We start from the raw sequence: 17,891 nt of genomic DNA on the forward strand, positions 1-17,891 counted from the left end.
TTAATAACAGATACGTCTGCACATAGTTATATATCATAATGTTATGATACAAAACTATGAGTTGGCTAATAAATTAGTATGTAAAATTTTAATTAACCGCAGTTACTTATGAACACTCGTAATACCATTATTCTCTTTTTGTTACTTTTCTCTGCTTCATTATTTGCACAAGGACTAAGTCGTAATACAGAGTTTAGTCCTAAAAGCCCTGAAGTTGCTTCCATGCCAAGATTTGATAATCAAAGTATCAACGAGTATACAGGGAAAGCTAATATTAATATTCCGTTAGTTTCACTTCCGTTTGACTTCACGTCTATTAATTTAAGTCTTAACTATGATTCAGGTGGAGTACGTACCGATCAAGAGGCAAGTTGGGTAGGTCTTGGCTGGAATATGACGGGTGTGCCTATTGTTACAAGAACAATTAATGGTAGTAGTGATATAGGTTCAAAAAAAACACAACCAACAACACAAGGATATGCTCAAAACCAAGCAAATATTCCTGGGTATCCTAGCCCAAGTTTTATTCAATATCTTGAGGATTCTCCTTTAAGAGCCGCAGGTATGTTTGTCGACACTCAACCAGACATTTTTACGGCCAATTTACTTAACGGATCTGTTAAATTTCAGCTATCCAGAGGGGGTCCGTTGGATGATTTCACAGGAATACTACTTGATGAAAGTAGAGCTGTTATTGAGTTTGATAATCAGTTAAAGAATTTTACAATTACAGACGATAGTGGGTATATATATCTTTTTGAAGATAAAGAATACGCATCAAACTTTTCTTATGCCAATCTTCAAGTACCATTATCTAGTGGGTATTGGAATTTTGAAGGACATAGCGGTGATTTTTCTTGGATTCTAGGCCAAGATATTAATACTATAACAAGTTGGTATATCACAAAGATTACCTCTCCAAATGGCATAGAAGTTAAGTTTAATTATTCAGGAGAAAAGTATGATCCAATGCGTGAATTCCTAAATAATTATACTCCTCATCTTATACTAAGTACTTCAAATGAATACACCATGAGTCAACTAGCGATCTGTGATGAAGGTGGGGCTGATTTAAACCCTGTTCCAAATGTTTCTAAACAATGGAGTAGAAGTATTCTTGAAGTTAAATATTTACAAGAAATTATTAATTTAAGTACTGGAGAACGTATAGGCTTTAAACTAGGAGATAGAGATGATATAGTTGCCTATGACAAGACAAAACATCTATATGCTCAAAATACGGAAATACCTAATATTCCTATTGGAGCAGACAATAGAGCAAAACAAATCAATGCTATAGAACACTATTCTAATACTGGGGATATTATCAAACATATAGATTTTCATACTAGTTATTTCAACCAAGATGATGCTAATGAGGTGTATAAAGACAATTATTTAAGATTGAAATTGGACAAAGTATCTATCGACAACCAGAATTATAATTTTCAATATGATAGCCCCAATGATTTACCAATAAAAACAACTACAGGAAGTGATTTCTGGGGTTTTTATAATGGTAGAGATAACGATATACGTAATCCCAGCATGGTATGGGATCAAACAATGTCAGCTTGGGCTAATTGTAATGGAAGTTTACCCTCTAGTTTTGCTTATAGTGGAGGGCATAAAGGGAGTTTGTTTTCATATGGAAAAATAGGTTCTTTGACTAGAATTACATACCCAACCTCAGGATATACAACTTTCGATTATGAACCTAATACGATTACTATTGCTTCTAATTCTTCTAATGCTGAGTATAGACAATACACTTCGATGTATTTAGAAACGAATAATAATGAAATAGGATACCCTAAAAATGCAATTTCTCAAGGAAGTGAGACTTATGCGGTAGGTGGCTTAAGAGTTCAATCCATAAATAATTATGATAAAAATAATCAATTGGTAACTAAAACTGATTTTTCTTATGAAGTGGCTAATGGTCAAAATTTAGAGTCCAGCGGAGTATTAATGAATGATTTACTCTTTTATTATACTTTAGAAGATTGGATTCAAAATGATTATATCCAGTCTCATTTAAATATATCTAGCTCAAATAAAGTATATCCAGTAAATAGTGCATTAGGGAGTCATATCGGTTATTCAAGAGTTGAGACGGCTAGATTTGACTTAGTTAACGGCCAGAACAATGGGAAAGTTATACATGAATTTATAAATAAACCAAATATAAGGCAACAGTCGACTTCTCAGAACCTCAATGCAACAGATGCAGCACCTGTAATTTTTGAAGAAGGAAATGGACAACTCCTTAAAGAATATGTTTATGATGGTGATACCACACCTAAGCTAGTCAAAGAAACGATTAACACCTATCAAAATGTTAGTAGCCATGCAGGTTGGGCATGGAAACCCTATTATTCAGTTCTTAACCTTACTCTTTCAAATTATGGTACTGCTGTACAATTTGCTAAGGTTTTCGATTATTTTCGTTACGATACAAAGCGAACATATTCATTACTTACGGAGTCAGTTGTTAGAGATCATTTTGATAATAATGGAGTTATGGAGCGAATCACTTCTTATTCTTATACCAATAAACATCAATTACAAGAAAGGGTATTGACTTCAGCCCAAGATCCAAATTTTGAGTCAAAAGAATTACTGTATTATCCTAATTCGATTGAATTTGGGGTTGATCAACTCAGTAGAATGTCAGCATTAGTTGATAGAAATAGGATAGGGAGTCCTGTATATCAGAGACGCTATAGAAACGGACGTTTTGTTGATCATAGCCTTTATACATTCAGTAATTTTGGGTCAAAAATACTCCCTAATACCCTTAAATATTCAAACACAGATGGTTCTTTTAATCAGATGGATACAGAAATTATCTATCTGTCTTACAATCCATATGGACGATTGAAAGAATATACTATAGAAGATGGTATCACCTCTAGATATGTATGGGGTAACGAATATTCAAATGTATTAGCTCGTATTGTAAATTATGATAGTAACTCCGTTGAGCCTGAAATGATAGTTGACCAAATGGTAATGGACAATCCTTCTTCTAATGAAACTTTAATTAGAGAGGAAATTGACAAAATTCGTGATCATCAAGATTATTCAAATAGCTTTATAACAGACTATAATTATATCTCTGGTATTGGAGTAAATAAAATACGAAATGAGCGAGAGGAGAATATGTTTTATGAATATGACCCTAATGAACGATTACAAAAAGTAAGGGATTATCAAGGGAATCTTCTTCAAGAATATTCATATAACAATACAAATAATGAAAATATTTGTTTAGATTGTTTACCTACTCTAGATGTATCGTCAAACGTAGGATATGAAGCTTATGTAAATCAAAATATAATTTTTTCGCTTTCTATTCCTTCTGGTCAGTCTTCTATCTCAAAATGGATAGTATATTATGGAGATGATTATATAGATAAAGGGTCTGGAGCTCCCCCATCTTCGTTTAACTATACTTTTCACAGTACAGGATTAAAACCTATTCGAATCTTCACATATCATAGTAATGGACAGGTATTATCGGGGAATATAAATGTGAGAGTTTATAATGGAGCGATTCCTGGAGGAGACGTTTTCTTTGATAATATTGTAACACAAAGTGAGAGTCAAAAAACAGCTACCTTAACAGGAGACGTAGGATCAGTAGTTTCCTATTCAATTGTACATGGAGGTGATAATACTGGAAATCATACAGGATTTGTTTCTATTGGTGGACAAGCTTTTAATACAACAACGGGACAAAGTTTTTCGGGACAAATAACACTTACAAATGGAACTGCTAATTGTGTTATTAATAATTATGGGGGTGGCTCAAACTCTGGAGTATCATCAGTCAATGTAACATTGACCACAACAAGTATTGGTCAAACAGCAAGCCCAAGTTCAATTAATATAACACGCTCATACTTCTAGAACTATGAAAAATATTATATACATCATAACTACATTGGTATTAATTTCTTATAGCAGTTCTGTAAATGGACAAACTACTACTGAAAACCATGTTCATAGTACTACATATAATGTTGCTACTACTAATGGTTCAGTACCAATAGAAGATAAAATTGAAGAAATTTCCTATTTCGATGGACTTGGTAGACCTTCTGAGACTGTACGAGCAAAAGCAGGGGGAGATAAGGAAAATATAATCACTTATTACTCATATGATGGTCTAGGAAGAACTACAAAGAATTATCTGCCTTATGCTACTTCAGGTGAAGTTACTTCTGGGTATCTGAATTTCATTCCTTCAACAACGGCTGCATCAGCACAACAAAGTTTTATTCTTAATAAATATCCAGATGATTTTACCTCTGGAATAAATAACACTTATCAAGAAAATCTATATGAAAATTCTCCTTTAAATAGAGTTTCTAAGCAAGGATCGGCAGGGTCAGATTGGGCAATCAACACAACAAATGCTAATGACCATACAATCAAATACGATTATTTAGTAAATGAAGTTAGTGATCAAGTAATTAAATTTACAGTGGATTATATTAACGGTGATATTGAAAAGCCTGAACTTACCTATAGTAACTTTTACTTGCCCAATGAATTATATAAAGTTGTTTATAAGGATGAAAATTGGACACCTACTTCTGGAAAAAATCATACTATAGAAGATTATACTGATAAATATGGGCAACTTATCTTAAAAAGGACATACGATGATGGGATACCACATGACACCAATTATATCTATGATGATTTAGGAAATTTAACATACGTGATTCCCCCAAAAGCTAGTGATGCTATTATAACAAGTGGTGTTTTTACAGCAGATGGAAAGGAGATATATGCTCCTAATTTCACGAGACCACCAGTCATAGACAATGGTTATGTTACTATGGAGATATCTCAAAATGTTCTTCAAATCACTATGAATATTACTGCTGGAGGCGGCTATGGTCCCGCGTTAAATACAGGACATGTTGTAAGGATACCATTCGCTGTGCCTGATGTTCAAATAGGTACTATAAATGTAGGTACAACTGGAAGTGGTTATACCCTTAGTATTGACGATAATTATCTTACTATCACAGGCAGTGGTTCTGTTCAAAATGTGTTTCAAAACTTTTCAGTTGCTGTAAATACTGGAGTGTCAATTAACCAAGAGATTTTAGATAAGCTTTGTTATCAATATGTATATGACACAAGAAACCGTCTGATAGAGAAAAAAGTGCCTCAAAGAGGATGGCAATACATCGTTTATGATAAACTTGATAGACCTATATTAAATCAAGATGCAAATCTCAGAGCGGATAATAAATGGCTTTTTACGAAATATGATATTTTTGGAAGAGTTGTTTATACAGGAATTGCAGATATAAATCAAACTCGTTCTTGGTGTCAAACGACAGCATATGATACAGTAGCGTACCCTAAAAGTTATGAGGAAAAACTAACTAATCCGCATACCGTTGGAGATACAGGAACGGTATATTATACTAACCAGACATTCCCTGTAGGGGCGGTAGAGAAATTATATAAGATAAACTATTATGATAATTATAATTTTGATACTGATTATAACAATGGGTTTATTTACGATCCATTAAGTGTAGACTCCTATGGTCAAGAGAAGTTAACCAATACAAAAGGATTACTTACGGGAATAAAAACACGAGTGTTAAATACAAACGATTGGATCGTTACTTTTACTGTATATGATAAGAAATCAAGAAATATTTGGACTGGGTCACATAATAAATACCTTCAAACGACAAATATTAACATTTCAAAACTTTCTTTCAATGGGATTGTAGAAGAGAATCAAAATATTCATAGAAAAACTGGAAAACCAGAAATAAATGTCAGAGATTACTTTACGTATGATAACCAAAATAGACCTATTAAGCATACACAAAGTATCAACAACAGTTCTTTACAGCTTATTAATGAAAATCAATATGATGATCTTGGTCAATTAACTCAAAAAGAAGTTGGAGGACTTGAGTCTAGCACCAATGCACTTCAAGAAGTTGATTATGGTTATAACGTCAGAGGTTGGTTAAAAAGTATTAATGATATAAATACGCCAACAGTAAATACCGAAGATCTTTTTAGTTTAAAAATAAATTATAATCAAACTGATTTAACAAGCTCATCAAACTCAATACCACTATATGATGGAAATATAGCAGAAACTATATGGCGTACTAAAAATGTAGATGAGAGTAATGTAAAAGGGTACTCTCATTCTTATGATGATTTAAATAGGATAAAACAAAGTACTTTTCATCAGAGGTTAACCGAGGGAAGTAGTTTTACAGAAGATTTGAGGTTTGAAGAGCGTATAAAAGGATATGACAAAAATGGTAATATATTGGGAATATTCAGATCAGGAGAAGAAACAGATGATAACAATTTTGTAAAACTATGGGATAACACAGATTATTATTATGATGGAAATCAGCTAAAATCAATAGATGACCTACCACTAGGAAATGCAATGAATGATTATAGTTCTTTTTTAGATGAAGGTTTTAAAGACGGGAATACCTTCGGGAATGACTATTTTTATGATGCTAATGGTAATCTGAAATTAGATAGAAATAAACAAATTACTAATATTGAATATAATTATTTGGATTTGCCTACAGAGATTCATTTTAATGGGGAAGATGGCTTTGTAGAGTCAACAGGTACCGGAAGTAAATATTCACAGGCTTTATATATTGATGATTTTTCAGACGATTCGATAGATCCTTGGCAAGCATATAGCGGGATGCAAGCACCTTCTATTCAGAATAATCAAATGCAAGTGAATTTAGTAAGAGGAGTTGCATATCCAGGTGCGTATACCGAACTTTTTTTAGAAGGAAAACGAGAGCATACTATTTCATTTAATGTTGAAAATTTACCAAGTGGATATACAGCAATTCTTGAAGTTCGTCAAGATCAAACAAAGTCAGAGCATGAATATGTAATTAATACCAATGGAGTTCATACTTTTACTTTTACGACAGGGTCAGCAGTAAATCATTTTATACGGTTTACATCTAATCAAAGTGGATATGGTCAGAATGATAATTTTTACCTAAGAATAGACGACTTTTTAATTCAAGATAATGAAGCAAGAGAAAATACGACTAGAACATCTAAATCAAGTAGTACTATCTCTGGTATTATTTATTATATGTATGATGCAACTGGAGAAAAAATTGAAAAAAGAGTGGAAGATTCTGAAGCAGGGACGACGACGACATTTTTATATGATAGAGGAATATATTATAAAGAAAATATCTTAGAGGATATTATACATCCAGAAGGAGCTATAACACCTCTTAATGGTTCATACACTAATTTTAGATATAAGTTTATTCATAGAGATCATCTAGGGAATAATAGAGTTGTATATTCAGATATTAATGGAAATGGGACTATTGAAGAAGCATCAGAAATATTAGACGAAAATAACTACTACCCATTTGGACTTGAGCATAAAGGGTACAATAATCTTATAAGCTCAAATAGTAATCTAATAGAAGGTTACAAATATAATGGCAAGGAATTTGATGAAGTATTTAATATGAATACGTATGATTTAGGCGCTAGGCATTATGACCCTGCTTTAGGAAGGTTTTTTACAGTTGATCCAATGGCAGATTTTATCACATATCAATCTCCATATGTAATGGCTGATAACAATCCTATTCAAAATATTGATTTTTATGGGCTTGCTAGCAAATGCGAAAGTCTTTGGTGTAAGATTAAAAAGCTATATCATAGTATTATTAATCCTAATGCAGTTCTTAATCCAAATGGTAATAGATCTATTAAAGAATCAAGAGGTACAGGAGAAAGGCTAGATGAAAAAAAACCAAAACCAAAACCTACCCCTCCCTCACCTACAAACCCAACAAGACCTAGCATACCAGATATACCAACTGACATAGATGTCTCTCTTATTAAACTTCCTGAAAATTCAATTCCTAATTTAGGGGTTGTAACCTATGAACCACCAGGAGGTTTTGGTGACATTGATCCTGGAGATAGATTAAATGTTCCTACTGCAATTAAATTTAGAGAGACATCTATAATAGATAGAGAAGATGCAGCAACTAATACTACTTTAAATCAAATTATTGCAACATTAAGACAGTATCCTGAAATGAGTTTGTTCATGTATATAAATAGATTAGCTAGTGATGATCCTATTACTAGATCAGGATTCGATGACAATCGAAGAAGACGAATTATATCGGAAAGAGCTGCCTCAATAATGACCTATTTAATAGATCAAGGGATAGATGCTAATAGAATTAAATGGGATTTTGATAACCAACAAATATTTTCTGACAGAACAGATAGATCAAGAATAGATAATCAAAATTTTGAAATTAGAAACAATGGTAAAAAGAAAGATTAGTAACAATATTATTTTATATAAAATAATCACTGTTTTTATATTTTTAAATAGCTCTATTTCTTGCTATAGCCAAGAAAAAGTAGTAAGCGACAGTATACTTTGGCAACATGACAGACCTCTTAAATGGTCTGATTTTAAAGGTTATCCTGAAAAATCACCCTATAATACGATAGCACGAACCTACAGTAATATTAGAATAATAGATAGGTATCTAGATGGTAGAATTCCAAAATATAGAATTGGCTCTTATTTTTTCACAAAAAAATCTTGGACGACTGTAAAAGATTCAATCACTCTCAAACATGAGCAAGTTCATTTTGATATTTCGGAATTATATGCAAGAAAAATTAGAAAAATTTTTGACAGTTTAAATAATAATTTAATTGAGGATTATAGAATTTATGTAGAAGAAGCATCTAAGTTGATTAATAAAGCAAATGAGGTGAATTCTCAATATGATTCAGAAGTTTATTTTAATGAAATAAAACAGAAAGAATGGATAGATAGTATAGCAAAGGAGTTGGACTCATTAAAAGATTATAGGTACAGGGCCGTTAATAAATAATGGCTATCATCTGCACAATTTTTATAATTTAATTATCTGCCTGTTAACGAGTTTCGCACTGCTGTTGCAATGACCATTTTACAATAATGTTTCCCATTTGTGGGATTCGCCAAAAATGAGATCGTAGCAAATAGTATTTAAAAACTAGAATTTAAATTAGAGGTAAAGTTATTTTATCAGCTTTGCTTTTAATGTTTTTAAAACTTGTTTAATTTCATAAAATACTACTATGGGTTAAAAAAATAAAAAAATGGTAAATCAAAACCTAGAGACTGAAATAGAGTAAATATACTGTCTTGTTCTGAATTAAAACAAAGTCATTTATATGAATGTTTATTTTAAAAAAATATCGGAACTTAAAAATTTGACTATTAATTTTTTAAGTAAAATTGACATCAATATATTGTTCAATATCAGCTATTTTAGATAAATTACTTAAAATAATTATCTATGTTTGTACTTGTAAAATTGAAATAATTGTCAAGCTAACGATTATTTCAATACATTTAAAAAGCACCACACCCCCTATTTTTTAATAACAGATACGTCTGCACATAGTTATATATCATAATGTTATGATACAAAACTATGAGTTGGCTAATAAATTAGTATGTAAAATTTTAATTAACCGCAGTTACTTATGAACACTCGTAATACCATTATTCTCTTTTTGTTACTTTTCTCTGCTTCATTATTTGCACAAGGACTAAGTCGTAATACAGAGTTTAGTCCTAAAAGCCCTGAAGTTGCTTCCATGCCAAGATTTGATAATCAAAGTATCAACGAGTATACAGGGAAAGCTAATATTAATATTCCGTTAGTTTCACTTCCGTTTGACTTCACGTCTATTAATTTAAGTCTTAACTATGATTCAGGTGGAGTACGTACCGATCAAGAGGCAAGTTGGGTAGGTCTTGGCTGGAATATGACGGGTGTGCCTATTGTTACAAGAACAATTAATGGTAGTAGTGATATAGGTTCAAAAAAAACACAACCAACAACACAAGGATATGCTCAAAACCAAGCAAATATTCCTGGGTATCCTAGCCCAAGTTTTATTCAATATCTTGAGGATTCTCCTTTAAGAGCCGCAGGTATGTTTGTCGACACTCAACCAGACATTTTTACGGCCAATTTACTTAACGGATCTGTTAAATTTCAGCTATCCAGAGGGGGTCCGTTGGATGATTTCACAGGAATACTACTTGATGAAAGTAGAGCTGTTATTGAGTTTGATAATCAGTTAAAGAATTTTACAATTACAGACGATAGTGGGTATATATATCTTTTTGAAGATAAAGAATACGCATCAAACTTTTCTTATGCCAATCTTCAAGTACCATTATCTAGTGGGTATTGGAATTTTGAAGGACATAGCGGTGATTTTTCTTGGATTCTAGGCCAAGATATTAATACTATAACAAGTTGGTATATCACAAAGATTACCTCTCCAAATGGCATAGAAGTTAAGTTTAATTATTCAGGAGAAAAGTATGATCCAATGCGTGAATTCCTAAATAATTATACTCCTCATCTTATACTAAGTACTTCAAATGAATACACCATGAGTCAACTAGCGATCTGTGATGAAGGTGGGGCTGATTTAAACCCTGTTCCAAATGTTTCTAAACAATGGAGTAGAAGTATTCTTGAAGTTAAATATTTACAAGAAATTATTAATTTAAGTACTGGAGAACGTATAGGCTTTAAACTAGGAGATAGAGATGATATAGTTGCCTATGACAAGACAAAACATCTATATGCTCAAAATACGGAAATACCTAATATTCCTATTGGAGCAGACAATAGAGCAAAACAAATCAATGCTATAGAACACTATTCTAATACTGGGGATATTATCAAACATATAGATTTTCATACTAGTTATTTCAACCAAGATGATGCTAATGAGGTGTATAAAGACAATTATTTAAGATTGAAATTGGACAAAGTATCTATCGACAACCAGAATTATAATTTTCAATATGATAGCCCCAATGATTTACCAATAAAAACAACTACAGGAAGTGATTTCTGGGGTTTTTATAATGGTAGAGATAACGATATACGTAATCCCAGCATGGTATGGGATCAAACAATGTCAGCTTGGGCTAATTGTAATGGAAGTTTACCCTCTAGTTTTGCTTATAGTGGAGGGCATAAAGGGAGTTTGTTTTCATATGGAAAAATAGGTTCTTTGACTAGAATTACATACCCAACCTCAGGATATACAACTTTCGATTATGAACCTAATACGATTACTATTGCTTCTAATTCTTCTAATGCTGAGTATAGACAATACACTTCGATGTATTTAGAAACGAATAATAATGAAATAGGATACCCTAAAAATGCAATTTCTCAAGGAAGTGAGACTTATGCGGTAGGTGGCTTAAGAGTTCAATCCATAAATAATTATGATAAAAATAATCAATTGGTAACTAAAACTGATTTTTCTTATGAAGTGGCTAATGGTCAAAATTTAGAGTCCAGCGGAGTATTAATGAATGATTTACTCTTTTATTATACTTTAGAAGATTGGATTCAAAATGATTATATCCAGTCTCATTTAAATATATCTAGCTCAAATAAAGTATATCCAGTAAATAGTGCATTAGGGAGTCATATCGGTTATTCAAGAGTTGAGACGGCTAGATTTGACTTAGTTAACGGCCAGAACAATGGGAAAGTTATACATGAATTTATAAATAAACCAAATATAAGGCAACAGTCGACTTCTCAGAACCTCAATGCAACAGATGCAGCACCTGTAATTTTTGAAGAAGGAAATGGACAACTCCTTAAAGAATATGTTTATGATGGTGATACCACACCTAAGCTAGTCAAAGAAACGATTAACACCTATCAAAATGTTAGTAGCCATGCAGGTTGGGCATGGAAACCCTATTATTCAGTTCTTAACCTTACTCTTTCAAATTATGGTACTGCTGTACAATTTGCTAAGGTTTTCGATTATTTTCGTTACGATACAAAGCGAACATATTCATTACTTACGGAGTCAGTTGTTAGAGATCATTTTGATAATAATGGAGTTATGGAGCGAATCACTTCTTATTCTTATACCAATAAACATCAATTACAAGAAAGGGTATTGACTTCAGCCCAAGATCCAAATTTTGAGTCAAAAGAATTACTGTATTATCCTAATTCGATTGAATTTGGGGTTGATCAACTCAGTAGAATGTCAGCATTAGTTGATAGAAATAGGATAGGGAGTCCTGTATATCAGAGACGCTATAGAAACGGACGTTTTGTTGATCATAGCCTTTATACATTCAGTAATTTTGGGTCAAAAATACTCCCTAATACCCTTAAATATTCAAACACAGATGGTTCTTTTAATCAGATGGATACAGAAATTATCTATCTGTCTTACAATCCATATGGACGATTGAAAGAATATACTATAGAAGATGGTATCACCTCTAGATATGTATGGGGTAACGAATATTCAAATGTATTAGCTCGTATTGTAAATTATGATAGTAACTCCGTTGAGCCTGAAATGATAGTTGACCAAATGGTAATGGACAATCCTTCTTCTAATGAAACTTTAATTAGAGAGGAAATTGACAAAATTCGTGATCATCAAGATTATTCAAATAGCTTTATAACAGACTATAATTATATCTCTGGTATTGGAGTAAATAAAATACGAAATGAGCGAGAGGAGAATATGTTTTATGAATATGACCCTAATGAACGATTACAAAAAGTAAGGGATTATCAAGGGAATCTTCTTCAAGAATATTCATATAACAATACAAATAATGAAAATATTTGTTTAGATTGTTTACCTACTCTAGATGTATCGTCAAACGTAGGATATGAAGCTTATGTAAATCAAAATATAATTTTTTCGCTTTCTATTCCTTCTGGTCAGTCTTCTATCTCAAAATGGATAGTATATTATGGAGATGATTATATAGATAAAGGGTCTGGAGCTCCCCCATCTTCGTTTAACTATACTTTTCACAGTACAGGATTAAAACCTATTCGAATCTTCACATATCATAGTAATGGACAGGTATTATCGGGGAATATAAATGTGAGAGTTTATAATGGAGCGATTCCTGGAGGAGACGTTTTCTTTGATAATATTGTAACACAAAGTGAGAGTCAAAAAACAGCTACCTTAACAGGAGACGTAGGATCAGTAGTTTCCTATTCAATTGTACATGGAGGTGATAATACTGGAAATCATACAGGATTTGTTTCTATTGGTGGACAAGCTTTTAATACAACAACGGGACAAAGTTTTTCGGGACAAATAACACTTACAAATGGAACTGCTAATTGTGTTATTAATAATTATGGGGGTGGCTCAAACTCTGGAGTATCATCAGTCAATGTAACATTGACCACAACAAGTATTGGTCAAACAGCAAGCCCAAGTTCAATTAATATAACACGCTCATACTTCTAGAACTATGAAAAATATTATATACATCATAACTACATTGGTATTAATTTCTTATAGCAGTTCTGTAAATGGACAAACTACTACTGAAAACCATGTTCATAGTACTACATATAATGTTGCTACTACTAATGGTTCAGTACCAATAGAAGATAAAATTGAAGAAATTTCCTATTTCGATGGACTTGGTAGACCTTCTGAGACTGTACGAGCAAAAGCAGGGGGAGATAAGGAAAATATAATCACTTATTACTCATATGATGGTCTAGGAAGAACTACAAAGAATTATCTGCCTTATGCTACTTCAGGTGAAGTTACTTCTGGGTATCTGAATTTCATTCCTTCAACAACGGCTGCATCAGCACAACAAAGTTTTATTCTTAATAAATATCCAGATGATTTTACCTCTGGAATAAATAACACTTATCAAGAAAATCTATATGAAAATTCTCCTTTAAATAGAGTTTCTAAGCAAGGATCGGCAGGGTCAGATTGGGCAATCAACACAACAAATGCTAATGACCATACAATCAAATACGATTATTTAGTAAATGAAGTTAGTGATCAAGTAATTAAATTTACAGTGGATTATATTAACGGTGATATTGAAAAGCCTGAACTTACCTATAGTAACTTTTACTTGCCCAATGAATTATATAAAGTTGTTTATAAGGATGAAAATTGGACACCTACTTCTGGAAAAAATCATACTATAGAAGATTATACTGATAAATATGGGCAACTTATCTTAAAAAGGACATACGATGATGGGATACCACATGACACCAATTATATCTATGATGATTTAGGAAATTTAACATACGTGATTCCCCCAAAAGCTAGTGATGCTATTATAACAAGTGGTGTTTTTACAGCAGATGGAAAGGAGATATATGCTCCTAATTTCACGAGACCACCAGTCATAGACAATGGTTATGTTACTATGGAGATATCTCAAAATGTTCTTCAAATCACTATGAATATTACTGCTGGAGGCGGCTATGGTCCCGCGTTAAATACAGGACATGTTGTAAGGATACCATTCGCTGTGCCTGATGTTCAAATAGGTACTATAAATGTAGGTACAACTGGAAGTGGTTATACCCTTAGTATTGACGATAATTATCTTACTATCACAGGCAGTGGTTCTGTTCAAAATGTGTTTCAAAACTTTTCAGTTGCTGTAAATACTGGAGTGTCAATTAACCAAGAGATTTTAGATAAGCTTTGTTATCAATATGTATATGACACAAGAAACCGTCTGATAGAGAAAAAAGTGCCTCAAAGAGGATGGCAATACATCGTTTATGATAAACTTGATAGACCTATATTAAATCAAGATGCAAATCTCAGAGCGGATAATAAATGGCTTTTTACGAAATATGATATTTTTGGAAGAGTTGTTTATACAGGAATTGCAGATATAAATCAAACTCGTTCTTGGTGTCAAACGACAGCATATGATACAGTAGCGTACCCTAAAAGTTATGAGGAAAAACTAACTAATCCGCATACCGTTGGAGATACAGGAACGGTATATTATACTAACCAGACATTCCCTGTAGGGGCGGTAGAGAAATTATATAAGATAAACTATTATGATAATTATAATTTTGATACTGATTATAACAATGGGTTTATTTACGATCCATTAAGTGTAGACTCCTATGGTCAAGAGAAGTTAACCAATACAAAAGGATTACTTACGGGAATAAAAACACGAGTGTTAAATACAAACGATTGGATCGTTACTTTTACTGTATATGATAAGAAATCAAGAAATATTTGGACTGGGTCACATAATAAATACCTTCAAACGACAAATATTAACATTTCAAAACTTTCTTTCAATGGGATTGTAGAAGAGAATCAAAATATTCATAGAAAAACTGGAAAACCAGAAATAAATGTCAGAGATTACTTTACGTATGATAACCAAAATAGACCTATTAAGCATACACAAAGTATCAACAACAGTTCTTTACAGCTTATTAATGAAAATCAATATGATGATCTTGGTCAATTAACTCAAAAAGAAGTTGGAGGACTTGAGTCTAGCACCAATGCACTTCAAGAAGTTGATTATGGTTATAACGTCAGAGGTTGGTTAAAAAGTATTAATGATATAAATACGCCAACAGTAAATACCGAAGATCTTTTTAGTTTAAAAATAAATTATAATCAAACTGATTTAACAAGCTCATCAAACTCAATACCACTATATGATGGAAATATAGCAGAAACTATATGGCGTACTAAAAATGTAGATGAGAGTAATGTAAAAGGGTACTCTCATTCTTATGATGATTTAAATAGGATAAAACAAAGTACTTTTCATCAGAGGTTAACCGAGGGAAGTAGTTTTACAGAAGATTTGAGGTTTGAAGAGCGTATAAAAGGATATGACAAAAATGGTAATATATTGGGAATATTCAGATCAGGAGAAGAAACAGATGATAACAATTTTGTAAAACTATGGGATAACACAGATTATTATTATGATGGAAATCAGCTAAAATCAATAGATGACCTACCACTAGGAAATGCAATGAATGATTATAGTTCTTTTTTAGATGAAGGTTTTAAAGACGGGAATACCTTCGGGAATGACTATTTTTATGATGCTAATGGTAATCTGAAATTAGATAGAAATAAACAAATTACTAATATTGAATATAATTATTTGGATTTGCCTACAGAGATTCATTTTAATGGGGAAGATGGCTTTGTAGAGTCAACAGGTACCGGAAGTAAATATTCACAGGCTTTATATATTGATGATTTTTCAGACGATTCGATAGATCCTTGGCAAGCATATAGCGGGATGCAAGCACCTTCTATTCAGAATAATCAAATGCAAGTGAATTTAGTAAGAGGAGTTGCATATCCAGGTGCGTATACCGAACTTTTTTTAGAAGGAAAACGAGAGCATACTATTTCATTTAATGTTGAAAATTTACCAAGTGGATATACAGCAATTCTTGAAGTTCGTCAAGATCAAACAAAGTCAGAGCATGAATATGTAATTAATACCAATGGAGTTCATACTTTTACTTTTACGACAGGGTCAGCAGTAAATCATTTTATACGGTTTACATCTAATCAAAGTGGATATGGTCAGAATGATAATTTTTACCTAAGAATAGACGACTTTTTAATTCAAGATAATGAAGCAAGAGAAAATACGACTAGAACATCTAAATCAAGTAGTACTATCTCTGGTATTATTTATTATATGTATGATGCAACTGGAGAAAAAATTGAAAAAAGAGTGGAAGATTCTGAAGCAGGGACGACGACGACATTTTTATATGATAGAGGAATATATTATAAAGAAAATATCTTAGAGGATATTATACATCCAGAAGGAGCTATAACACCTCTTAATGGTTCATACACTAATTTTAGATATAAGTTTATTCATAGAGATCATCTAGGGAATAATAGAGTTGTATATTCAGATATTAATGGAAATGGGACTATTGAAGAAGCATCAGAAATATTAGACGAAAATAACTACTACCCATTTGGACTTGAGCATAAAGGGTACAATAATCTTATAAGCTCAAATAGTAATCTAATAGAAGGTTACAAATATAATGGCAAGGAATTTGATGAAGTATTTGGATTAGATTGGTATGATTTTAACGCACGTAATTATGATCCTGCAATAGGCAGGTGGATGAACATTGATCCTCTAGCAGATAGTTTTTATCGTTGGTCACCATATAACTTTGTGTACAATAATCCACTTAGTTTTATTGATCCTACAGGAATGGGTCCTGAAGATATATATGGGATAGATCAAAACGGTCAAATCAGTTTATTGCAAAAGACTGATGATGATTTTGATACATTAGTATCTGTTACAACAAATAATGACGGAAGTCTTGTTTGCACTGGAGATTGTGAACCTAAAATTAATACAGAAAATGGTTCTGTTAATGTTAGTAAAGATGCTGATGGAGGAAGTATATTGAAAGATCTATCCGAAGTTAGTAGTACAAAACAGTGGGGTGTTGATTCTGAAGGCACAACAGTTGATGTAAATTTGAATGCAGCGATAGCTGATGAAAGTAGTAAAGATGATATATTCAATGTGTTTCAATTTGCAGCAGATAATTCTAATGTAGAATGGAGTGTAAATAAATTCGCAGATGGTGACGGAAATATAAATTATCAGATAGGAACATATAATTTAAATGAAAACTCAAGAGCTGGTGCATTCTCTCCAGGAACTGAAAGCCTACCTAATGGGTCGGCTCCCCTAGGAATTGTTCACTCACATCCTGGACAACCTACAGCAACTGCTAGGGAAGAAAGTCTTTTTGGGGATCGAGGAGCTGGGAGAAATTATTTAAATAAATACGGTGCAAATAATCCTTATTTAATTTATTTTCCAGATAATAATACAACATCAAGAATAGGTCTTCCAAAAAACTCCCAATCAAAAGGAGCGACTGTTAAACGAGGGCTACGCAATTTTAAATTTTAAAAAATGATTAAAA

The 17,891-nt window shown here is 32.3% G+C and carries 5 protein-coding genes; all 5 read left to right on the top strand.

What is annotated here, in order from left to right; genetic code table 11:
* Positions 1-108: 108 nt before the first annotated feature.
* Positions 109-3,915 carry a hypothetical protein gene (locus tag Q0505_RS13565; RefSeq protein WP_299213759.1) on the top strand — a complete coding sequence of 1,269 codons (3,807 nt, stop codon included), beginning with the start codon at positions 109-111 and terminating at the stop codon, positions 3,913-3,915.
* A 4-nt stretch (positions 3,916-3,919) separates the two neighbouring features.
* Complete coding sequence (locus Q0505_RS13570; protein WP_299213760.1) at positions 3,920-8,377, top strand: DUF6443 domain-containing protein; 4,458 nt, start codon at positions 3,920-3,922, stop codon at positions 8,375-8,377.
* The gene (locus tag Q0505_RS13575; protein ID WP_299213762.1) at positions 8,343-8,942 is read left to right on the top strand and encodes a hypothetical protein; all 600 of its coding nucleotides are present in this window, start codon (positions 8,343-8,345) and stop codon (positions 8,940-8,942) included. Before Q0505_RS13570 ends, Q0505_RS13575 begins: the two co-directional genes overlap by 35 nt.
* A gap of 640 nt (positions 8,943-9,582) precedes the next feature.
* Complete coding sequence (locus Q0505_RS13580; RefSeq protein ID WP_299213759.1) at positions 9,583-13,389, top strand: hypothetical protein; 3,807 nt, start codon at positions 9,583-9,585, stop codon at positions 13,387-13,389.
* Positions 13,390-13,393: 4 nt separating this feature from the next.
* Positions 13,394-17,878, top strand: coding sequence for a DUF6443 domain-containing protein (locus Q0505_RS13585; protein WP_299213764.1), 4,485 nt, complete (start codon positions 13,394-13,396; stop codon positions 17,876-17,878).
* Positions 17,879-17,891: the final 13 nt, after the last annotated feature.

Origin of the sequence: uncultured Dokdonia sp., assembly GCF_937910895.1 — a bacterium.
Taxonomy (GTDB): Bacteria; Bacteroidota; Bacteroidia; order Flavobacteriales; family Flavobacteriaceae; genus Dokdonia.

Coding starts and splice junctions, on each gene's coding strand:
- Q0505_RS13565 (WP_299213759.1), top strand. CDS start 109: ATGAACACTCGTAATACCATTATTCTCTTTTTGTTACTTTTCTCTGCT.
- Q0505_RS13570 (WP_299213760.1), top strand. CDS start 3,920: ATGAAAAATATTATATACATCATAACTACATTGGTATTAATTTCTTAT.
- Q0505_RS13580 (WP_299213759.1), top strand. CDS start 9,583: ATGAACACTCGTAATACCATTATTCTCTTTTTGTTACTTTTCTCTGCT.
- Q0505_RS13585 (WP_299213764.1), top strand. CDS start 13,394: ATGAAAAATATTATATACATCATAACTACATTGGTATTAATTTCTTAT.